This is a genomic window from Veillonella sp. CHU110, assembly GCF_003992255.1.
Lineage (GTDB): Bacteria > Bacillota > Negativicutes > Veillonellales > Veillonellaceae > F0422.
On record NZ_RQVA01000009.1, the window covers coordinates 73,326 to 96,043 of the forward strand.

Here is a 22,718-nt window from a genome sequence, read left to right on the forward strand (position 1 = left end):
TTATAACTCATTAATAATTATATAAGTTGTGCTTTTTATCACATTCACATTATATTATATCTTATATAATAAGTGTGTGATTTTAGACACATTTAATTATAACAGAATTACATAATTAAAAATACTTCTATAACATTTGTGTCTTCATGTCACTATGATACAATATGAGTATCACAAGTTGTACGTTTAAAGGATTAAAGGAGTGTTCTCATGTCAGAGATGAAAATGCCTCAAGCCGGTGCAAGTCGCAAAGAAATTATTGCGAACTGGCAACCAGAAAACCCTGAATTTTGGGAGAAGTTTGGTAAGAAGATTGCCAAACAAAACTTGGTAGTATCTACCATTGCATTAACGTTATCATTTTGCGTATGGTATTTATGGTCAACCATCGCAGCACAATTAAATGGAGCTGGATTCCATTTCACAACAGAACAGTTATTTACACTGGCTGCCTTCCCAGGTTTAGTAGGTGCTACGTTCCGTTTTATCTATACTTACATGCCAGCTTTAATTGGTGGTAGAAACTGGACTTTCATTTCTACAATTATTTTATTAGTACCTGTAGTATGGTTAGGCTATGCTGTACAAGATACAACCACATCCTATGAAACATTCATGATCTTAACAGCATTAATCGGTTTAGCCGGCGGTAACTTCTCCTCCTCCATGGCTTACATCGGTAACTTCTTCCCTAAATCTGAAAAAGGTACCGCTCTTGGCATTAATGGTGGTATTGGTAACCTTGGGATCTCCGTTATTTACTTCTTAGCTCCATTCGCTATGGGTTCTGCTACATTAGGTAACATCTTCGGTGTCACACCAGCTATCGTTAAAGGCAATGCAGTATACTTAGCCAATGCGGCGTTCATGTGGATTGTGCCTTTAGTAATTATCTTAGCATGCATGACTCGTTACATGGATAACTTGCCACTAGCAAAACCTAATCCTAAAGCACTGGCTCAAATTTTTAGCAACAAACACACATGGGCTATGACATTGTTATATACATGTTCCTTCGGTGCCTTCTCTGGATATGCAGCAGCACTTGGCCTACTAGTAAATAAAGAATTCCCTGAAATTCCATTTGCTCACATCGCATTCGTTGGTCCTCTAGTATCTGCCAGTCTTCGTCCAGTAGGTGGTTGGTTAGCCGATAAAATCAACAGCGGTACAAAAATTACTTTTATCGGTTTGATTGGTTTATGTATCACTACTGTATTAATTGCGGTAGGTGTAGATATGCATAACTTCCCATTCTTCTTTGGAATGACTGTATTGATGTTCATATCCTGTGGTTTTGTAACAGGTTCTACATTCCGTATGATTCCTCACATCTTCACAGATGGATTACAATCTTCCTTGATCGCTGGTTTCGTAGCAGCCGTAGCGGCATACGGTGCCTTCATTACACCAAAAATCTTTGGTTATGTGTACACAACATTTGGAAGTATCCACCCAGCATTCGCAGTATTACTTGCTTTCAATATCGTAACAGTATTCGTATGTTACTGGTTCTACGTTCGTAAAGCAGCTAACATGAATGTATAATTAAATCTGATAAAAAAGAGCACGGTTCAGGCCGTGCTTTTTTGTATGCTTAACGATTCTGTTGTGCCATATGAGTTGTATTGAAAGTTACTAGAATTTGCTATTGATTCGCCTATTGTAATATTTAATCGCCTAAAAATATGGTATAATTAGGCGAATATAGAAAGGAGTAGGCGAATGAAAACTTTTAATTATTCACTCTATGAAAGTACTCTATGGGATAGTGAAATTATTAATTTATTAGCACAGATCCATGAACACAAGGGAAAACAGGAACTATTCATACAACAAAAGCCTGCTGTGCTAGATACACTAGTGGAAATTGCAAAGATTCAAAGTATTGAATGCAGTTCCAATCCTAAGTAAATCCACCATAGAAAATATGTTGAAACAATTAGTAGAAGAAAAGTACATTGAACGACACGGAAAAGGGAAAGCCACCTTTTATGTGAAGAAATAATATACCAATGAATTTAATTATACTAAACTAGTAATGCCTCGCCAACTAGTTTTACCATTGGATTATGGCATGTTGATGATAAAAGAAACAGCTCCTATGCGGTTACTCGATGCTGTATTGAAGGAATTAGACTATAAAGAGTTACAGCATTTGTATTCTTCTAAAGAAAATTTGTCAACTGATCTTGACAATATCAAATCCCATTGTTGTCATAAGGATTGGTTTGTTGTAAAATGAAGTTGAATAGCGAAGGATATGACGATGATTACTTTAACTGAGCACCCTAAAACGATATAAAATACGAATTTTTGAAAGGAGCAAACATCATGGTAAATGAAATCACAAACGATTTTGCAACGCGACGTTTTCGCGTGGCAAATGTGGCAAAGGCGGGCAATGTCGCAACGCGCACGCCAATCTACAGCACGGAGTCAACGAGCGGTGTCGTCTGGGTCATAAAGCCTGGGCAGACGATTCAGCCGCACGGTCACGCCAATGCAGATGATATATGGATTTGCATTGAGGGAGAGGGCGTCTTTTACCCTACCCCCGGAGAGGAGCACCCCATCGCGAAGGGCGATGTCATCGTCTCAGCGAAGGGCATGTGCCACGGGATGAAAAATACAGGCACGAAGGACTTTGTCTTTGTTGGCATCCTTGCCCCCGTCCCTGCGGATTATTTCCCCATCGAGCCGTAAAGAGTCTGTAGACAGTAGGAACTGATCTTGACAATATCAGTATCACCCTATGGGAAATTAATAACCGTGGATATAACTGAACCACTAAATAGCTATATAAAACCTAATAACTATATTATTTCTTTTTAATATATACACCATAGAAAAAGGGGCTGTAACAAAATAGCCCCTTAAACTAAAAAAGCTATGAGTTGATTTTATATATTCAACTCATAGCTTTTTTCTATATTTCTAAGAAAAAGGACCCCGAAGGGCCCTCTTCATAGTTATAGATAATCTGTTACTATATGCCACAAATCATCTATTGTCATCTCTACAGATATGCATATACATCAATATAAAAGTTGATGATATATAGTAGAAGTCTATCGTTTGTAATAAATCACAATATGACGATATGGTTCTTGTCCTTCGCTATCTGTTTTGATATGTTTTTCGTTTTGCAATGCTACGTGAATGATTTTTCGCTCGAAAGCATTCATTGGTTCTAAGGCAATTTTTTGACGTGTACGTCGTACTTTAGCGCCTAAGCGATGTGCCAATTGAATTAACGTTTCTTCACGACGGGAACGATAATTTTCTACGTCCACAACAATTTGGCAACGACGGCGAACTTCTTTATTAGCCACAAGATTTGTTAAATATTGAATGGCATCTAATGTTTGACCATGTTTACCAATCAAAATACCCAACTCATCTCCATGAATTTGGAATGTAATTTTATCCTTTGTAGTAAATTTTTCAATTTGTACAGATAAACCCATTTTACCAAACATACCTAATAAGAATTCTTTACCTGTATCAGCAATAAAATCTTGTTCTGCTTTTGTAATACCGTCTTCTACTACTGTAGGAATTGGTTCTTCGATCGATGTAGATTCTTCTTGCATAGTTACTGCTGCAAATTGTTCTTCCATAACTGTATTTGTTACTTGTTCTGAAACAGTTGCTTCTTTTCCAGCTACTTCCTCAAAGTATACACGAACAAGTGCATTTTTCTTACCAAATCCTAGAAAGCCATTAGATGGTTCTGTTAATACTTTCACAGAAGTAACGACACGACCTTGTGCCTCAATTTGCGCGGTTGCTTGTGCTGTTGCTTCTTCAATCGTTTTTGCCGACACTTCAATATAATCCATGCCTAGCCTCCTATTTGTCATTACGATAAATTAACGTTTGTTGTACCATTTGGAATACGTTTGAAACTACCCAATACATAACCAAACCACTAGCAAAATTTAAGCTGATATAGCCGATGAATAAAGGCATAAATAGGCTCATAATTTTTGCTTGTTGATTGCTAGCACCAGATGTTTGTTTACTCATCACATAAGTAGACAATGCAGATAATACTGGCAATACATAGATTGGATCTGGATCACTCAAATTTGGTAACCATAAGAATTGTGCATATTCAGGAGCATAGTTATATCCTTGCAATGCATAGAATATAGCAATTAAAAACGGCATTTGTACTAATAATGGTAAACAACCTGCTAATGGATTAATTCCCATTTCTTTGTACAACTTCATCGTTTCTTCTTGCATTTTTTGTGGATTATCCTTATATTTTTCTTGCAAAGCTTTCATTCTAGGTTGTAATTCAGCAATGCCCTTCATCGACTTCACTTGTTTATAAGTCAATGGTGCTAATATAAGTTTAATCGCTAAGGTTAGCAAAATAATTGCAATACCATAGCTTGGAAAGCCTATCGCTTTTGTCGCTAAAAACGAATAATCTAAGAGGCTTCTCATAAAATCAACTAAATATTGGAAAATTTCCATGTCTACTCCTTTTCTTGTTCTTGTAGTATGAACATTCATGTACCCATATACGTTATGGTATGGTCTATATTTCATCCATACAGGTACTCAGGTATTTCCAAAACTGTGCCATTATGGTAGTGGATCATGTCCCCCTTTATGAAAGGGATGGCATTTTAAAATCCGCTTAATACCTAAATAGCTACCTTTTAAAGGTCCATACCGCTCCAGAGCTTGTAGCATATACATAGAACAGGTGGGATAAAAACGACAAGTACTTGGCTTTAAAGGGGATAGAGTCGATCGATAAAACTTCACTAAACCTATTAATATAACATTAATAATTTTACTTAGTCCCATAGTTTCTATCCTTTAGTAGTTTACATTTCTTAAAGATTCTCATCATTTCTCGTTCTGCTTGATCATAGGTGGCATTTGCTAAATAACCACGACCTACTACAACAATATGATGCCCTTCTCGAAATTCATGCTGATGCAAACGATAGACTTCTTTCATTAAACGTCTAGCTCGATTACGTTGTACCGCACCGCCTACTTTTTTTCCTGTTACAAAGCCAATTTTACTTGGTTGCTTTGCTACAGGCATATGATAGACTACGCACAGACGTCCTACCTCATATCGACCATGCTTGTACACTAATTGATATTCATTGTTTTTCCGAATTCTTCTATCTTTTGTTAAACTATTCATAGATATCCTTTAACACCGTACATACAGAAAAACTTGGCTAAATCGCCAAGTTCTCTTGCTGTATATTTGATTATGCAGATAAGCATTTTCTGCCTTTAGCGCGTCGACGTTTTAATACTAGACGGCCACCGATGGTTTTCATACGTTCACGGAAACCATGAGTACGTTTTCTCCAAAGTGTATTTGGTTGGTAAGTACGTTTCATTACAACAACACCTCCTCATGATAGGTTTATTTTTTCGTATACCATAACATAGTAATTATATGTATAAACCCTGATTCTGTCAATAAAAACCTTGTTTATTCCTATATCTAAATTACATAAATACAAAATATTATCACATTTATCTATACATCCTCTAACGAACGCAGTTTTGCATAGTAGTCTTATGGTATTTTGTATCTAAATTAGATTTTTGTAGAAGACTGGCACATACTCCTGAACAAACCTAGCGAAGGCATCAGTTTAAGAAGGAGTATATGCCAGTCTTCCATTTCTCTATATTAAGATAAAATCACCATAGACCACATAGCAAAGCAAGTAAGTTTTTGGTATAATAAAACTATATTATACAGAGATTTATAAACAAGTTTTCCACATTTTTCACATCTTATCCACTTACTTATTCACATCTATGTGGATAATCATAACAAAGACTATCATCTTGTTTATGAACTCTTTTTCTTTGTCTTTTTTTTAGTTATCCACAATTATACCCATGTGGATACATCTATTTTATACACATATAGAAAGGTCAATTATGAGTGACTTAGATATTTACTCCCTTTGGGATCAAGTAATGCAAAAAACAAAAACAAAAATGCCACCACAAATGTGGGACTCCCTTGTAGTTAACTCCTTGATGCCTTATTCTATGACATCTACAGTATTAACCTTATTTGTTATGGAACCTAGTAAGTTAAAATATATTCAATCACCTTTAGTGCATACTCCCATCTTAGAAGCTACTAAAAATTTACTTCCTAGTATACAAATTATTGAATATCTGACTGACTTACCAAACCCAACAGATACCACATATAATGATGTTTCCAATTCACAAGAATCTATGGGTTATCCATCAACTGATACATCTTCAATACCATCCATCGATATGCCATCCTTTGACTATGGAGATACTACAGAAACTACTATTGCTCCACCTTGGGATATAGCAGATCACCAAGGATTACCAGATGGGGCTAGCCTTCCTAATTATGATTCACCTGTTGTCATTCAGCGAACAACTCCTAGAGGACATGATATTCAAAAACCAGTTCCTACTGATTTATTTGAAACAAAAGATTCTATCTCTGTAACGTCAACAGTTCATGAACAAAGACAATTTCCAAATACATCAAAATCACATTTAAATCGTGCTTTTACCTTTGATAATTATATTGAATCAAATTCCAATCGATTTGCTTTCAGCGCCGCTAAAGCTGTAGCAGAAAAACCTGGTATTCGTTATAATCCACTCTATATTCATGGACAGTCTGGTCTTGGTAAAACACATCTAATGCATGCTATTGGCAATGAAATTTTAAAAAATAATCCCTCTGCCAAAATTATGTCCATTACTAGTGAAGATTTTATGAATAGCTTCATTGAATCGTTGCGGACAAAAACACCAGATCAATTCCGTCGTAATTTCCGTGATATCGATGTACTCATCATCGACGATGTACAATTCTTAGAAGAAAAAAATAAAAAGACAACACAAGAAGAATTTTTCAATACTTTCAATCATTTATTAAGTCACAATAAAGCAGTAATTCTATCTAGTGATAAACCACCAAAAGATTATAAAGAAATGGAAGAACGATTAATCACTCGATTTAACAGTGGATTTACCGTTGAAATTGAGGCTCCTAATCCAGAGATGATTGAAGCTATCATTCACGAAGAAATTCATCATCGTCGCAGTGAATATCCAACGTTATATGTACCAAAAGAAGTAATTCATCTATTCGCTCAATATTTCAACAAACGAAATATTCGTGAATTGAAAGGTGCCTTTGAAACCTTGATTACACAAGCGGCTATTGCTAATCGACTAGAAACAATCGATGTGGAGTTCACTAATAAAGCAATTAAAGATTTTATTATTCACACAGAACAAATTGTATTGTCTATCAAGTATATACAAGAGTTTATTGCCAATTACTTTAAAATTAAATTAGAACATTTAGTGAGTCAAAAGCGCAATAAGCAATATGCACATCCACGTCAAATTGCCATGTACTTAGCTCGTGAATTAATTAATGAAAGTTACCCTCAAATCTCTTTTGCCTTTGGAAAAAAAGATCATACTACAGCCTTACATGCGTATGAAAAAATTTCTAGAGAAATTGAAAAGGATCCAGACTTACGACTCACTATTGAACGAATTCGACAAGAATTAGAACAAGCAAAATAATACTTAAATTGTGGATAAGTATGTGTTTAGTATGTGCATAATTTGTGTGTACCCTGTTAGTAAATTTCCAGTTACACACAGGCTAACTGACACACTGTTAGTATGTGGATAGACAGAAAATTTCATTCCCAGATTTATAAACATGTGAAAAACCTTATGTATAAACGAATCTATACACCTATCCACTTATACACGGCCCCTACTACTACGGCTACTACTTATACAAAACAACTTTAACATAGATATATTAGTCATAAGGAGTTAATTATGAAACTTCAATTTAATAAAAATGAATTAGTCAAAGCCATTTCATTATTTCAACGTGTAGCATCTAACAAAACAAGTTCCAACTTACCAGGATCTATTTATATTTCTACAAAAGATACCTATGTAGAATTACAAGCTAATGATTTCGAAATTGGTATGCGATCCCAAGTAGATGCTACGATTATTGAACCAGGTACCATTGTAGTAGGTTCTAAATATTTTCAAGAAATTCTAAAAAAATTACCAGGTGAACAAGTAGAATTATATAAACCAGACAATTCTAATCAATTACAAATAAAATCAGATCATTCTGAATTTAAATTAGTTACTATGCAAGTAGAAGATTTCTCATTAGTAGAACAAATTCAAGATGACAATAGTATTCTTATTGATGGTGAACAATTAAAGCAATTAATTGATTTAACTGTATATGCTACTTCTACCGATACTGATCGTCCTATTTTCTGTGGTACATTAGTAGAAATTGAAGGCAATGAGCTGACTATGGTAGGTACTGATACACATCGTATGGCTGTTAAAAAAGTTACCTTAGATACAGCTCTTGAAAATCCAATGCGTATTGTCATTCCAAAACGTACTGTAGAAGAAGTTTCCAGAGTATTACCATCAGATCAACCCGTTATGGTTAAATTAATTTGGAATAGAAATCAAGTAGCTGTTGTATTTGATACTGTATACATTATTTCAAGATTAATTGAAGGCACATATCCTGATTATAAACGTGTTATTCCTGCTAAATTCGATGCTAGTGCTATTTTAAATCGTCGTGAATTCGGTAGTTCTTTAGATCGTGTATATTTTATGGCGAAAGATATGAGTTATTCTGCCATTCGTTACGATTGGGAAGAAAATCAAGTCACATTGAGTTCTCAAAGTGCTGATATTGGTATGGTAAAAGATATTGTTCTATGTACCTTTGAAGGCAATCCTTTCACTATTAATTTTAATGGTAAATATATCGATGAATTATTGAAACATAGCACAGGTGAAAGAATCCATATGTACTTACAAGAACAAGGGGCTATGGTGATTCGTCAAGATAATAATGACCATTATACCTATGTGGTAACGCCAGTTCATACACATAATTAAGAGAAAAGAGGCAATTATGAATCAAGAAACTGTATCCATTCATACAGAGTATATTCAATTAGACCAACTGTTAAAATATGCTAATGTCTTAGCTACAGGTGGTCAAGTTAAAGTATTATTAGAAGAAAAACAAATCACCCTAAATGGCGTATTAGTTACAGAAAAACGAAAAAAAATCTATCCTAATGATGTAGTAACCATTGCTAATGAAGTAATAATCACTGTGGTGAAGGAGGCTTAATTGTGTATGTGACTGAATTGGAACTTATACATGTTCGCAATCATCGTCATAGAACTATTACTTTCACACCAGAAATCATTGTTATCCATGGTCCTAATGGAAAAGGGAAAACAAATATCTTAGAATCTGCTTATATTGCCACGATGGGACATAGTCATCGTACATCGGATATGAAAGATGTCATTTCTTGGAATGAGAATGAGGCTAGTATTATCGTTCACTTTATGAAAGCTGATACGCCTCATACATTGCAGATTAAATGGGGAAGACAAGGAAAAAAAATCATTCGATTACATGATAATCCACTGTCTCAAAAAGAATTAGTAGGGACTTTAAATACAGTTATATTTTCTCCGGAAGATTTAGACTTAATAAAAGGAAGTCCTTCTCTACGAAGACGATTTTTAAATATGGAAATCAGTCAGACTAGCCCTCAATATTATCATCAATTGACCATGTACCAGAGAGCTGTGCAACAGAGAAATCGAGTATTAAAAGAATATAGTCATGCCAGTAAGGTACCTGTGCAAGATTGGGATGAACAAATTGCTACGTTAGGTGCTCAGATTATTCAAAAGCGTTTGGAAAGTTTAAAAAAATTAAACCAATTGATGGATTTGATGAATCGAAAACTGACAAATGGAAAAGAAGATTTGCGATTACAATATAGTCAACCCTATAGTGAGCAACAACTATTGGTAACGAAAGAGGCGTTATTACGAGCATTACAACAACAGTTACCAGAAGATAGAAGAAGATTGCAAACTTCTGTAGGACCTCATCGGGATGATATTATCTTTTATTCAGGTACGATGGACTTAAAGCGATTTGGTTCGCAAGGTCAACAACGAACGGCTATTTTGTCTGTGAAGTTAAGTGAGCTAGAATATATTAAATCTGAAGTTGGGGAATATCCTATTTTATTATTGGATGATGTATTGAGTGAACTCGATCAAGAAAGACGTAGTAATTTATTGAAGTTTATTCATAAGAGAGTACAAACTATTATTACTACTACCGATCAAGCAGAAACAGTAGGGCTCGATAAGGTACAGTACATTGACTTGCAGGAGGAGGTACTATATGAATAATACAGTACAAGCACCTGTGGGAGGAGATATACTCCGTGACGCAATGTTACAAGAACTCGGTATTTATGAGATGTACCAAATTATGAAGCTCTATGAAGATTGGGAGACTGTCGTAGGCCCCATAGTATCTCAACATGCTAAATTGATTTCTATTATGCCACCAATCATTACTGTGGAAATTGCTCATACTGTGTGGATGCAGGAAATGACTATGCGAAAGCCACAAATTATAGAAGCTTTGCAAGAGTATTATGGACAACCGATGATTGAAGATATGAAGGTACAATTGCCTCGTCGTCCCTTAGGAACACAGATGAGTCCTGGAGATCAATTAGATATGACTCCTATTGAAACAGTGAAGATAGACTTTCATAAGATACAGTTGCCAGAATCACAAGTTCATCAGATTGAGGAGTCTGTGCGAATCATCGAGGATGAAAGTTTACGGAGTAAAGTATTTCAAACGCAGATTGAACAAGCAAAAAAAGAATGGTTGTTGGAACAAGAACAGTTCCATAGGTGCCCAGGATGTGGTCGTTGGTTGCAATCAGAAGAGTCGCAGGTATGCCCTCATTGCGAATATAAAAAATACCGAAAGATCATTCAAACAGTGAAGGGTGTATTACACAAGTATCCCCATTACAAGTATGACCAATTGAAAGCAATAGCACCATGGTGCACCTATGAATGGTATGAAGTGGCAAAGCGTGAAAGTATTCGTTTCTATTTAACGAGATTGTATCAAGGATCAAAAGATGCGAATGATATGTATTGGGCGACGATGTTAATTACTTCGAAATCACAGGAGGAGTTAACCTTTGAACAAGTTGTGAACATTACTAATAAATACCGTTGGAATGAAGATGACAAAATGCAAGTAAAATCGCAGATATAGTCTTTCACAAGGGTGGTAAATATTGTATAATGAAATGTAAATCACAGAGACAATTAGTCACATATCTGTGAAAATAGGAGGATGTTATATGGCAGAACAAACGAATTATGATGCCGGTAATATACAGGTCCTCGAGGGCTTAGAAGCCGTTCGTATGCGACCTGGTATGTATATTGGTAGTACATCTGCCCGTGGATTACATCACTTAGTGTATGAAGTAGTAGATAATAGTGTGGATGAAGCCTTGGCTGGCTATGCAACGCATATTGAAGTGACCATTTGTGAAGATAATAGTATTGAAGTTATCGACGATGGTCGTGGGATTCCTACGGGGATGCATGAAACAGGTATGCCTGCGGTAGAACTTGTATTATCCAAACTTCACGCAGGTGGTAAATTTGGCGGCGGCGGATATAAAGTATCCGGAGGCCTTCATGGGGTAGGTATTTCCGTAGTTAATGCATTGAGTGAATGGACGATCGTCGATGTATATCAACATGGAAAGATTCAAGAAATTTCCTTTGAACGTGGGAACAAAACATCTGATTTGAAAGAAATCGGTACGACAGATCGCACAGGTACTACAGTGCGATTTAAACCAGATGTACAAATCTTTGAAACGACCATTTTTGAGTTCGATGTATTAAAAACTCGTCTACAAGAATTGGCATTTTTAAATAAAGGGTTGCGTATTACGTTATCCGACAAACGTGGGGAAGGTCGCAGTGAAAGTTTCCATTATGAAGGTGGCTTAGTACAATTCATTGAATATTTGAATGAAGCGAAAGAAGCTATCACACCGAGCGTTATTTCTATCGATAATACTCGTGATGATGTAGTGGTAGATGTGGCATTGCAATATAACGATAGCTATAGTGAAACGATTTTGTCCTTCGTTAATAATATCAATACTATCGATGGCGGTACGCACTTGAGCGGTTTCCGTACAGCCTTAACACGTACGTTGAACGACTATGGTCGTAAGGCTGGCATTTTGAAAGAAAATGAAAATAACTTAACTGGCGAAGACGTGCGAGAAGGCTTAACGGCTGTGGTGAGCGTAAAAGTATTGGAACCACAATTTGAAGGCCAAACAAAAGGTAAGCTAGGCAATAGCGAAGTCAAAGGGATTACAGATACTATTGTGTCTGATGGATTGCGTGTTTTCTTAGAAGAGCATCCATCAGAAGCAAAGAAGATCATCGAAAAAGCAACCAATGCGAGTCGTGCTCGTGAAGCAGCCCGCAAAGCTCGTGAATTGACACGCCGTAAAAATGCTTTAGAAGTGAGCTCCTTACCTGGTAAATTAGCAGATTGTTCTGAAAAAGATACAACTATGACAGAGATTTACCTTGTCGAAGGTGATTCTGCGGGTGGTACGGCAAAACAAGGCCGTGATCGCCGATACCAAGCTATTTTGCCATTGCGTGGTAAAATTCTAAATGTAGAAAAAGCTCGTCTCGATAAAATTTTGGCCAATGCAGAAATTCGTTCTATGATCACTGCCTTTGGTACAGGTATCGGACAAGATTTTGATATTACGAAGAGCCGTTACAATAAAATCATCATCATGACTGATGCTGATGTGGATGGCGCACATATTCGTACTTTATTATTGACATTCTTCTATCGCTATATGCGACCACTCATTGAAGAAGGTCATGTATTCATTGCGCAGCCACCGTTGTACCAAATTAAAAAAGGTCAAAAACAGTGGTATGCTTATAGTGACCAAGAACTTTCAGATAGACTGGATGAAATTGGACGTGAAAATATTACAATCCAACGATACAAAGGTCTTGGTGAAATGAATGCAGAACAATTATGGGATACAACCATGAATCCAGAACATCGAACAATACTCCAAGTTAGTATGGAAGATAGTATTGCAGCAGATAAGATATTTAGTGTATTGATGGGGGATAAAGTTGAACCTCGTCGAAAGTTTATCGAAGATAATGCTGAGTATGTACGAAATCTAGACTTATAAGGAGATTGTTTTATGGAAAAAAATAAATTAAAAAGAAGTTTAAAATCCCGCCACATGAATATGATTGCTTTGGGCGGTGCCATCGGTACAGGTTTGTTCGTAGCTGGTGGTGAAGTTGTGAGTACAGCAGGCCCTGGTGGTGCGTTGATTGCCTATGGATTTATTGGCATCATGGTATATTTCTTGATGACTAGTTTAGGGGAAATGACTACGTATCTACCAGTATCTGGTTCTTTTGGTACCTATGCCTCTCGCTATGTAGATAAAGCATTGGGATTTGCATTAGGGTGGAATTTCTGGTTTAACTGGGCCATCACGTTAGCGGCAGAACTAGTAGCAGGTGCCTTTATTATGAAATATTGGTTCCCTGATATACCAGCTATTGTTTGGTCTGCTTTATTCTTGGTGATTCTATTTGTATTGAACTATTTATCAGCTCGTTCCTTTGGTGAAAGTGAATATCTATTCTCTAGTATCAAAGTTATTACTGTTATTGTATTTTTACTATTAGGTTCTTTATTAATTCTTGGTTATGGTGCTGAATCTCCAGGATTCCATAATTGGACTATCGGTGATGCTCCATTTGTAGGAGGATTCTCCTCTATTCTAGCTATTTTTATGATTGCTGGTTTCTCTTTCCAAGGGGTAGAATTAATTGGTACAGCAGCTGGTGAATCTGAAAATCCAGAAAAAAATATTCCAAAAGCTATCAATTCTATTTTCTGGCGTATTTTACTATTCTATATTGGTTCTTTCGTTGTAATTGGTTTCTTAATTCCTTATAATGATCCAAACTTATTGAATAGTTCTGTGGAAAATGTATCTATCAGTCCATTTACATTAGTATTTGATCGTTTTGGATTTGATTGGGCAGCGCATTTCATCAATGCTATCTTGTTGATTGCTGTTTTATCTGCAGGTAATTCTGGTTTATTCTCTTCTACACGTATGCTATATGCATTATCTAAATTAGGAGATGCACCAAAAGTATTTGGTCAAATCAATCATCGTGGTGTGCCAATTCCTGCCTTATTAGCAACAGCAGCCTTTGGCTTATTTGCCTTCTTAACATCTTTAATCGGAGAAGGTCAAGCTTACACTTGGTTGATTAATATCAGTGGTATGAGTGGATTTATTACATGGCTTGGTATAGCTATTGCTCACTATCGTTTCCGTCGTGCTTACGTGGCACAAGGTCATGATGTATCTAAATTGCCTTACAAAGCATCTTGGTTCCCATTTGGTCCATTGTTTGCATTAGCTTTGTGCTTGATTATCATTGCTGGTCAAAACTATACAGCCTTCATGGGTGAAAGTATCGATTGGTACGGAGTATCTGTTGCTTATATCGGTATCCCAGTATTCTTAGCTGTGTACTTATGGTATAAAGCAAAATATAAAACAAAAGTAGTACCTTTAAAAGAAGTGGATTTAACACGAGATTTTGAAGACTAATAGAAATAGCCTATGGGAAGAAATTCCTGTAGGCTGTTTTGTTGTTAATCTATTTTATAGTTACTACAATTTGAAAGTCTAGTGATATATGATGAGAGAAAGGAGAATATATATGGAACATGAAAGAACAAAACATAGTATAGGATCTGCCTTTCGATATGCTTTTCCTAAAACAACACCGATATTATTTGGCTTTTTATTTTTAGGTGTATCCTATGGTATCTATATGTACTCCATGGGATTTTCCTGGGGTTATACATTGGCATTGAGTGCTCTTATTTATGCAGGATCTATGGAATTTGTAACAGTGGCTATGTTACTATCTCCTTTTGATCCAGTAAGTGCTTTCTTAATTACACTCATGGTCAATGGGCGTCATATATTTTATGGAATTTCTATGTTAACTATATATAGACATATGGGATGGCTAACACCATATCTCATATTTGGAATGACGGATGAAAGTTTTTCCATTAACTATACATCACAAATTCCTACTGAAATTTCCAAGAAATGGTGTTATTTTTTTGTAACTTTATTAAATCAAATCTATTGGGTATTAGGATCTGTCATAGGCAATCTTTTTGCATCTGTATTATCTTTTGATGCGAAGGGCTTAGAATTTGTATTGACAGCCTTATTTATTGTATTGGCTATAGAACAATATAAAGCACAACGGAATTTGATTAGCTCTGGCATAGGATTATTAATTCCAGGATTTGCCTTGTTGGTATTTGGCAGTGAACACTTTATGATTCCTGCCATGATCGGTATCGTGGTTATATTAAGCCTGTTACGTAGAACAATGGAGGGGCAATAATGACTTTCACAGAACAAATTATAACCATTGCCATTGTTGTATTAGGCACTATGGCAACACGATTTTTACCATTTATCATATTTAACTCGAAAATGAAAACGCCTGCTTATGTACAGTATTTAGGTAAAGTATTGCCATCTGCTACGATGAGTTTCCTCGTCGTATTTTCCTTGCGCCATGTGGATGTATCTGGTGTGTATCATGGTATGCCGGATATGATTGCTGTAGCTGTGACGGTACTATTGCACCTATGGAAAAGAAATATGTTTCTATCCATTGGGGGTGGAACAATATTGTATATGGTTCTAGTGCAACAGGTATTTATATAATGTTATATAGAAGCATTCTAAATATGATATAATACGAGTAATGAGATTTAATTCATATTCAGTGTGAGAATATAGGAGAAACCATGATTATTACAACAACAATGCAAATTGAAGGTCATTCAATTAAAGAATATAAAGGAATCGTATTTGGAGAAGTTGTGGAAGGTCGTAACTTTGTGAAAGACTTTTTCTCATCGATTCGAGATATTGTTGGCGGTCGTAGCAATAGTTATGAATCATCCTTGGCTAGCGCTCGTGAGGCTTCTTTAAAAGAAATGGAAAAACGAGCAAAATCTTTGGGAGCTAATGCCATCGTCGGTGTATCTGTGAGTTATGAAACATTAGGGGAAACAAATGGTATGTTAATGGTAACATGTACAGGAACAGCGGTTGTGATTTAATATATAGTATAGTTTTATAGATAGGAATCGATAAGGAGAGATAGAATCAGTGGGCAGTGACATAGGTATAGAAATTTTAATTGTAGCCATACTCATTATTTTGAATGGACTGTTTTCTATGACGGAATTAGCCATTATCAATGCTCGTAAAGGGTTATTAGAAGAAAAGGCGGAAGCAGGTAATCGTGGAGCTCGCATAGCTATTAAGCTAGCAGAAGATCCGAATGAAATGTTTTCCACTATACAAATTGGTATTACTTTGATTAGTATCGTTACTGGTTTGTATTCGGGGGCTACCTTTTCAGACCCTATGGCGACATATATCAAAGAACATATACTGTGGCTAGCTGATTATGCCGATACGGTGAGTCCTATTTTCATAGTATCCTTAACAACCTATTTATCCTTAGTCATAGGGGAATTAGTGCCGAAAAGTTTGGCTTATAATTCGCCAGAATCTATTGCCATCATCATGGCTATTCCTATGAAATACTTTGCCACTGTGACAAAACCATTGGTGGCACTTCTTAGTATGTCTACGACGATGCTACTGAAAGTATTAGGCGTCAAACACAAGGAAGAGGCACCGGTGACAGAATCAGAAATCAATAAAATGCTCGTACAAGGTGTGGAACTAGGCGCTTATGAAGAGGAAGAGCCAGTGCTGGTAGAAAATATTTTCCGCTTAGCTGATCTCGATGCTAGCGATATTATGACACCTCGTACGCAGTTGACGTGGATTGATATCAATGCTAGTGATGAGGAAATTCTGGAAACTATTATGGAATGCAATGAACATCGTATTCCAGTAGGTGACGATTCCTTAGATGAGTTGAAAGGCTTAGTGTCTTCGGTGGATGTGTTGGCACAACAAATGAAAGAAAGCCATCGTCCTATGAAAGATATTCTGGCCTATTGTATGCGAAAACCAGTGCTTGTACCAGAATCCTTGTCCTTGATGAAAGTATTATCTACTTTCAGAGAAGAAGGTACCCATGAGGCCATTGTGCTAGACGAATATGGTGGTATGAGTGGGATGATTACGTTCCACGATATTATGGAAGAAATCGTAGGATTGATGCCATCTGGGGAAGAGGAAAAGAAAGAAGAAGAAAATCGCATTGTTCAACGAGAAGATGGTACGTATCTTGTGGATGGTCTCATCAGTATTGAAGAACTGAAAGAATACTTTAAAGTGGACGAGCTATTGCCAGGAGAAGAAGACGATCTCTATAAAACATTAGGTGGATTCGTGACGTACTTAATCGGTCGTATTCCCAAAGAAGCAAATCGCTGTCACTATGGGCCATTGCAATTTGAAGTTATGGATATGGATAATACGCGGGTAGATAAAGTAATGGTGACACGGAAAGTAGAGGCAGAGAGTAATTCAGACTAGAATTATGTATTTTAGATGAATCTATAAATAGATTGTAAACCCTAATATGCAATGATTTTTAGAAATTTATTCTATGGAATAGTATGATTATTGGATAAAAAAATATAAATAAAACAGAGGAAAGTTGATGATATAGTACAACTTTCCTCTGTTTTATTCTATTCATAATGTGTCCATAAACTAATTATTTTAACAATTTTTTCTTCCTCAAAGACCTCATACACAAGTCGATGTTGGATATTAATGCGACGTGAATATAAGCCCTCTAAATCGCCCACCAATTTTTCATATCTTGGCGGTGTTTGATAGGGATTGACTTTAATAATCTCTAGTAATGCCTTTGCTTTTGTATCAAGTTTTGCAGATTTTAACTTAGGTATATCTTTCACAGCAGATTTTGTATAAGTTAACGTATACATTACCAAATAACCTCTTCTTCTGAAATACATTCAGATAATGGAGTATTTTTTCCTTCTAGTAAATGTTCTTTCATACTAGGTTTGGATGTTAAATATAAAGTTTCTAACAAGGATAAATAATCATCTTCGCTTAATAGGACGGCATTACCATCTTTAGTGCTGATACTGAGTGGTTCATTGTATTTAATAGTCTGTGTTAAATACTCAAAAATATGTTTTCTAAAATTTGTAATATTAATAATTGCCATGTGTATCACCTCTTTATGTACATTATAATGTACGTAAAGATAAAAAGCAATGATATAGATAGTGAAAGTATATAGACATTGGAAACATATAGTAATTATTTGGAATAAACTGCAATAGAATTAGAAGTATCTATATTGCCACTACTTGGAAAGATACGATATAATAGGAACAGAATACATCAAGGTATGAGTATAATCTACATAATAACTTATGTTAGTCATGAAAGAGGGTACACCATGGAATGGGTATATTTAGCAATTCATTATGGAGATAATGAGCGCGGTCATATTGCGTATAACAAAGAAACAAAAGAGTGCCAAGTGGTATTAGACGATGCAACTTGGAAAGAGAAAGTAGAATCCTATTTGCAAACAGAACAAACAGTGATGCATGCTACAGGATTGAATACCTACGATGAGTTGACAGTGCAACCGTTGGACTCCTATGAGTATTTAAAATTAGCATTAACTCGTATGTGGAACAAAAATGGCGTGCAAGTTGACTGGGGGATTCCAGTAGAAGTAGATGGTCAATTATATTTTGCTGAATAAGTGAGATCATGGAATAGATTTTTCAGCAATAGCATGGACTATTTTGCATGTATAGCATAATTAAAAAGGGTCCTTAGGGACCCTTTTGTTTATTTAGCTTAGTTATATATAGATGATACATTTTGAATAACTTTTTTGTTTCAGTTTTATTTTTTGATGCCTTCATACATATAGTATCTGATATGTAATGAAATTTGTACATCCTTATATCGTCATTTTTGTACATTCTTATGATAATATTTATATACTGTGTTAGGTATGATGGATGAAAGAGGTCTATCTATTGTATGATGTATAGTAGATAATATACCTATGTCATGAGGAGATAGACAATAACAGTAGATATAGTGTAAAAATAGAACAAAAAAGATACTTTCATCGTACATATGGAACAGTTATCCACTAAACTGTGGATAACTTAGTGTATAACTATGGGTATAGCTTGTGAGTAGCTTGTTAATACCTTGTGTATTTTGTGTTAATAACTCTATAGTTATCCACATTTTATACACAGAAAGTGAATAACCCTTGTATTATAAGGCTTTATTGAATCTTAATGGGTGAGAAAAAATGTTCTGTATTGTGGATATACACATAGGATACAGATTGAATCTTATTTTAGATTTTATATTGCTAGGGAGAGTACAGTTAGACTATAATAGATGTATACTTGCGTTCATAGCTCAGTAGGATAGAGCGACAGTTTCCTAAACTGCAGGTCGGGGGTTCAATTCCCTCTGGGCGCACCAGATATAAAAAGGAAGTTACAAGACATGGGTAACTTCCTTTTTTATGTATAAATTATTTCGTTTATCAATATAACTCCTTGCAGAACTAAAAACTCCAGTATTTAGTTCTATAACTATTTTTGTCAAAAATATAGGAAAGATTGAAACCACAAAGTTGTACAAATGTGTGATATAATCAAAGCATTACATAATTTATATACTAAGGAGAATATGTAAAATGATGAGAAAAAACGTAGTACTAGCGACATTGGTTGCTTTATTGTGTACGTCAACAGTACTAGCAGAAGAGGTAAACTTAGGTAAGAATGGAGATACAAGTACAGCTTATACAGCTGGTGGTGTATCCATTGGTAAAGGTACGATTGGATCGAAAGATAAGCGGATAAGTGCGCCCATTGGTATTGGCTATAATCACAATATCGATGCTAATTTTGGGATTGCCTTAGGATATGGAGCAACGATTGAAAAAAGTGGAGAACAAGGGATTGTTATTGGTACTAGCTCCTATGTGGGTAAATTAACAGATGCGGAATCATTAGGGGAGGTACCACATGATACGCCTACAAAGGTGGGGAATCAATCAGAACATGTGGTGAACGTGGATGAGTATGAACCATTAGATAAGTCAAAAGATACAAAATATACTCCAAGTATTCCAAAGGAATATAAAGAAAAAGTAGCCTTTCAATCGATGGCAATTGGTAATGATACTAGAGTCTATGGATTTGATGCCGTAGGAATTGGTAATGGTATTCGGGCAAATGGAACGGATTCCATCGCCATTGGTAAAGCCAGCCGAGCATGGTTAGACGAGTCCATTGCCATGGGGTCCCAAGCTGTGACAGCAAGAAAAAGAAGTATCGCTCTAGGTCGGTATGCTACTACGTTGTCAGAAGATAGTATAGCCATCGGTAATCGTTCAGAAATAGGTTCTAAGGCAGATAGTAGTATGGCTCTAGGAACTTGGTCGCGTGTGAATGATAAGAATAGTGTAGCTATTGGTGTGTATTCTTCTACAGAAGGACGTGGTGCTGCTATAGACGGTACATCTGCTTTTTCAGGAGATGCGGTGAAAGCAGCAGAAGGTGTTGTGTCTGTAGGTACAGAGGGATACACTATGCAATTTGATAATGGTACGTTAGATATTCCAGAGATGAAACGAAGAATTGTCAATGTAGCTGGCGGTATTAAAGATACAGACGCAGTGAATGTAAAACAGTTGAAAGCTATTACAAATGCGCTAGGATATACACCTGAAGAAATCGAGAAAATGAATGCTGGTACGGGATCAAAACCAGAAAGCATCGTCAGCCAAGTTCATACTGTGAAAGCTATGGCAGAAGAAGCCAATGATACAGCAAAAATCGCAGGGGCCTCTGCTATTGCCTTAAGTGCTTTAAAAGCGTTGCCATATGATGGTACAGATCGGACACAAGTCATGGCTGGTATAGGCCAATTTAAAGGCACAAAAGGTGTGGCATTAGGAATAGGTCATTATACAAATAAAGATAGATTCTATAATTTTGGACTTAGCCTTGCTGGACATACCCTATCTTGGAATGCAGGAGCTTCTTTCAGAATCGGGAAAGATGAAAAGAAACCTATGATTTCCAACGATTATGAGATGCGTATCCAGCAGTTAGAAGAGAAAAATACTGAATTAGAACAAAAATTGAATCAGTTATTGGTGATGCAAGGAAAATAACATAAAAATAGAGGTCATAGTTATACAACGTAACAATGACCTCTATTTTTCTTTTCATAAGGTTATGAGAAAGACTATCATGAATATATTATAGAGTTTCTTTGATTCGAGTATAGTGCTGATATAAAGAGTATATAAAGAGCACTAAAGGAATCAATAAGCAGATAGCACCAATTGTTTCTGTCATAGAATTAGGCCACATTGGAATGATAAGACCACAAGCGATGAATACACTAGATATGGTAGGAATTCTCCATATATGAGTAGGGGATAAAATAGGTTTGATAGGTGTAGTTTTCATAGGTATATGATATCGTTTCATAATCGTTAAGATGATTCCTAATACCATACCAATGATGATGATAATATCCCAAATAGCCCATAATATTTTTAATGCCATGGAATTATGATTATGAATATGTAAGTTTATCATAGTTTTCATTCCGGTAAAATACCAAGGAATTTCTTTTGTTGCATATTGATCGAGAGTTGAATCACTATATAAATTGGCATATACAGGCTGACCTAAAAACATGGCAGGATCGTCATCATTTTGGCTACCTAAATAAAAGGCATAGTGATAATTGTTAAATTTTGATGGATAATCCATAGAAATAAGTTGACGATTAGGATAGGTTGATAGGATTCGTTGAATTGCTTCAGAAGGAGATAAAATTTCGGATGTATGATTAGCTAATTCTTGTGTTGCCATAGAGGCTACATTTTTTGTGTAATAATCATTAGCAATAAAAAAACCACCAATCCATACACCAGTTAGAGATAATACAATTCCCCAAACAGAAGCAATCATAGAAAATTCACGATGCAGAGCGCTGATTTGTAATCGATTTGATGTTTGTGTACTTCGTTTATAGGCGGAACTGAAAGGGCCGTATAAAAAGATACCACTAAGGATGGATAAGAAGCATATCATAGATAGAATAGTTACAAGATAAATACCAAATTTTCCTAAGGCTAATCGAGTATGTAATTCATGAATTGTGTGTAGTGCACTTCGTACCCATGGATGTGCAGGGGTGACACGATGAGATTCAACAAGTGTATTAGAGCTTGGGTTATATAAGGTATAGTCTCCTCCCATACCCATTCGTGCAGGTGGGGCAGATGTGGCGGATGAATCAATAATTCTATAGCGTAATAGGTTAGATCTATTCATGGTTGGAGAAATATTCAAAATATCTTTGGATGGATATTGTTGTTTTACTAATGCAGCACCCGCATCTGCTGCATCAAATATAGAGGATGAGGATGGACTCATTGTCATAGTAGATGTACTATGAGAGGGTTGTCCTAAAGACCAAGCATTTAATTCATTTCTAAATAATAATAATAAACCGGTAATGCAAAACATAAGAAAAAATATAATAGAAAAGATAGATATTCTCTTATGCCATTTGTAAAAAGTTGACATATAGTTACTC

Annotated in this window: 25 protein-coding genes and 1 tRNA gene; 18 read left to right on the top strand and 8 right to left on the bottom strand. The window is 35.8% G+C overall.

Annotated elements, in window-relative coordinates; genetic code table 11:
• Window positions 1-210 precede the first annotated feature (210 nt).
• From EO122_RS05275 to EO122_RS05290, 4 genes are all read left to right on the top strand, one after another.
• On the top strand, window positions 211-1,548 hold the full coding sequence (locus EO122_RS05275; protein ID WP_127009691.1) for an MFS transporter: 1,338 nt from the start codon (window positions 211-213) through the stop codon (window positions 1,546-1,548).
• A 177-nt stretch (window positions 1,549-1,725) separates the two neighbouring features.
• Window positions 1,726-1,914, top strand: coding sequence for a hypothetical protein (locus EO122_RS05280; protein ID WP_062402225.1), 189 nt, complete (start codon window positions 1,726-1,728; stop codon window positions 1,912-1,914).
• 127 nt (window positions 1,915-2,041) lie between these two features.
• The gene (locus EO122_RS05285) at window positions 2,042-2,245 is read left to right on the top strand and encodes a hypothetical protein (protein ID WP_009353953.1); all 204 of its coding nucleotides are present in this window, start codon (window positions 2,042-2,044) and stop codon (window positions 2,243-2,245) included.
• A gap of 89 nt (window positions 2,246-2,334) precedes the next feature.
• Complete coding sequence (locus EO122_RS05290; protein WP_038145013.1) at window positions 2,335-2,706, top strand: cupin domain-containing protein; 372 nt, start codon at window positions 2,335-2,337, stop codon at window positions 2,704-2,706.
• A gap of 365 nt (window positions 2,707-3,071) precedes the next feature.
• Here the strand turns inward: EO122_RS05290 and jag are convergent, their stop codons facing one another.
• The 5 genes from jag to rpmH all read right to left on the bottom strand — a co-directional run bounded on the left by jag (window position 3,072) and on the right by rpmH (window position 5,387).
• Window positions 3,072-3,845 (bottom strand): RNA-binding cell elongation regulator Jag/EloR, encoded by a 774-nt coding sequence (jag, locus tag EO122_RS05295; protein WP_127009692.1) that lies wholly within the window; start codon window positions 3,843-3,845, stop codon window positions 3,072-3,074.
• 10 nt (window positions 3,846-3,855) lie between these two features.
• Entirely contained in the window at window positions 3,856-4,491 is a 636-nt protein-coding gene (locus EO122_RS05300; protein ID WP_127009693.1) for a YidC/Oxa1 family membrane protein insertase, read from the bottom strand.
• 111 nt (window positions 4,492-4,602) lie between these two features.
• The gene (yidD, locus tag EO122_RS05305) at window positions 4,603-4,830 is read right to left on the bottom strand and encodes a membrane protein insertion efficiency factor YidD (RefSeq protein ID WP_127009694.1); all 228 of its coding nucleotides are present in this window, start codon (window positions 4,828-4,830) and stop codon (window positions 4,603-4,605) included.
• Entirely contained in the window at window positions 4,817-5,182 is a 366-nt protein-coding gene (gene rnpA, locus EO122_RS05310; RefSeq protein ID WP_127009695.1) for a ribonuclease P protein component, read from the bottom strand. Before rnpA ends, yidD begins: the two co-directional genes overlap by 14 nt.
• Before the next feature lie 70 nt (window positions 5,183-5,252).
• Window positions 5,253-5,387: a 50S ribosomal protein L34 gene (gene rpmH / locus EO122_RS05315; protein WP_127009696.1), complete on the bottom strand. Its 135-nt coding sequence runs from the start codon at window positions 5,385-5,387 to the stop codon at window positions 5,253-5,255.
• A gap of 556 nt (window positions 5,388-5,943) precedes the next feature.
• Here rpmH and dnaA point away from each other — a divergent pair.
• The 11 genes from dnaA to EO122_RS05370 all read left to right on the top strand — a co-directional run bounded on the left by dnaA (window position 5,944) and on the right by EO122_RS05370 (window position 17,603).
• The gene (dnaA, locus tag EO122_RS05320) at window positions 5,944-7,602 is read left to right on the top strand and encodes a chromosomal replication initiator protein DnaA (RefSeq protein WP_164725966.1); all 1,659 of its coding nucleotides are present in this window, start codon (window positions 5,944-5,946) and stop codon (window positions 7,600-7,602) included.
• Window positions 7,603-7,869: 267 nt separating this feature from the next.
• Window positions 7,870-8,982 (top strand): DNA polymerase III subunit beta, encoded by a 1,113-nt coding sequence (dnaN, locus tag EO122_RS05325; RefSeq protein WP_127009698.1) that lies wholly within the window; start codon window positions 7,870-7,872, stop codon window positions 8,980-8,982.
• 16 nt (window positions 8,983-8,998) lie between these two features.
• The gene (locus EO122_RS05330) at window positions 8,999-9,223 is read left to right on the top strand and encodes an RNA-binding S4 domain-containing protein (protein WP_127009699.1); all 225 of its coding nucleotides are present in this window, start codon (window positions 8,999-9,001) and stop codon (window positions 9,221-9,223) included.
• A gap of 2 nt (window positions 9,224-9,225) precedes the next feature.
• Window positions 9,226-10,314: a DNA replication/repair protein RecF gene (gene recF, locus EO122_RS05335; protein ID WP_127009700.1), complete on the top strand. Its 1,089-nt coding sequence runs from the start codon at window positions 9,226-9,228 to the stop codon at window positions 10,312-10,314.
• Window positions 10,307-11,209, top strand: coding sequence for a DUF721 domain-containing protein (locus EO122_RS05340; RefSeq protein WP_127009701.1), 903 nt, complete (start codon window positions 10,307-10,309; stop codon window positions 11,207-11,209). The genes recF and EO122_RS05340 overlap by 8 nt, the downstream gene beginning before the upstream one ends.
• Window positions 11,210-11,297: 88 nt before the next feature.
• Window positions 11,298-13,199: a DNA topoisomerase (ATP-hydrolyzing) subunit B gene (gene gyrB, locus EO122_RS05345; RefSeq protein WP_127009702.1), complete on the top strand. Its 1,902-nt coding sequence runs from the start codon at window positions 11,298-11,300 to the stop codon at window positions 13,197-13,199.
• 12 nt (window positions 13,200-13,211) lie between these two features.
• Window positions 13,212-14,654, top strand: a complete 1,443-nt coding sequence (locus tag EO122_RS05350) for an amino acid permease (RefSeq protein WP_127009703.1) — start codon at window positions 13,212-13,214, stop codon at window positions 14,652-14,654.
• 112 nt (window positions 14,655-14,766) lie between these two features.
• Window positions 14,767-15,474, top strand: coding sequence for an AzlC family ABC transporter permease (locus EO122_RS05355; RefSeq protein ID WP_127009704.1), 708 nt, complete (start codon window positions 14,767-14,769; stop codon window positions 15,472-15,474).
• The gene (locus EO122_RS05360; RefSeq protein WP_127009705.1) at window positions 15,474-15,803 is read left to right on the top strand and encodes a branched-chain amino acid transporter permease; all 330 of its coding nucleotides are present in this window, start codon (window positions 15,474-15,476) and stop codon (window positions 15,801-15,803) included. The genes EO122_RS05355 and EO122_RS05360 overlap by 1 nt, the downstream gene beginning before the upstream one ends.
• A gap of 83 nt (window positions 15,804-15,886) precedes the next feature.
• Window positions 15,887-16,204, top strand: a complete 318-nt coding sequence (locus EO122_RS05365) for a YbjQ family protein (RefSeq protein WP_127009706.1) — start codon at window positions 15,887-15,889, stop codon at window positions 16,202-16,204.
• 49 nt (window positions 16,205-16,253) lie between these two features.
• On the top strand, window positions 16,254-17,603 hold the full coding sequence (locus EO122_RS05370) for a hemolysin family protein (RefSeq protein ID WP_127009707.1): 1,350 nt from the start codon (window positions 16,254-16,256) through the stop codon (window positions 17,601-17,603).
• Between the two features lie 158 nt (window positions 17,604-17,761).
• Here the strand turns inward: EO122_RS05370 and EO122_RS05375 are convergent, their stop codons facing one another.
• Together EO122_RS05375 and EO122_RS05380 are read right to left on the bottom strand one after the other, a co-directional pair.
• Window positions 17,762-18,022, bottom strand: coding sequence for a Txe/YoeB family addiction module toxin (locus tag EO122_RS05375; RefSeq protein ID WP_127009708.1), 261 nt, complete (start codon window positions 18,020-18,022; stop codon window positions 17,762-17,764).
• Window positions 18,022-18,270, bottom strand: a complete 249-nt coding sequence (locus EO122_RS05380) for a type II toxin-antitoxin system Phd/YefM family antitoxin (RefSeq protein WP_127009709.1) — start codon at window positions 18,268-18,270, stop codon at window positions 18,022-18,024. The genes EO122_RS05375 and EO122_RS05380 overlap by 1 nt, the downstream gene beginning before the upstream one ends.
• Before the next feature lie 237 nt (window positions 18,271-18,507).
• On the opposite strand from EO122_RS05380, the gene EO122_RS05385 reads away from it, so the two are divergent.
• The 3 genes from EO122_RS05385 (at window position 18,508) to EO122_RS05395 (ending at window position 21,276) form a co-directional block, all read left to right on the top strand.
• The gene (locus EO122_RS05385; RefSeq protein ID WP_127009710.1) at window positions 18,508-18,822 is read left to right on the top strand and encodes a hypothetical protein; all 315 of its coding nucleotides are present in this window, start codon (window positions 18,508-18,510) and stop codon (window positions 18,820-18,822) included.
• Between the two features lie 672 nt (window positions 18,823-19,494).
• A tRNA-Arg gene (locus EO122_RS05390) sits at window positions 19,495-19,571 on the top strand.
• 217 nt (window positions 19,572-19,788) lie between these two features.
• Entirely contained in the window at window positions 19,789-21,276 is a 1,488-nt protein-coding gene (locus EO122_RS05395; protein ID WP_127009711.1) for a YadA-like family protein, read from the top strand.
• Window positions 21,277-21,364: 88 nt separating this feature from the next.
• On the opposite strand, the gene EO122_RS05400 is transcribed toward EO122_RS05395, so the two are convergent.
• Window positions 21,365-22,648: a PepSY domain-containing protein gene (locus EO122_RS05400; RefSeq protein WP_240632664.1), complete on the bottom strand. Its 1,284-nt coding sequence runs from the start codon at window positions 22,646-22,648 to the stop codon at window positions 21,365-21,367.
• Window positions 22,649-22,718: the final 70 nt, after the last annotated feature.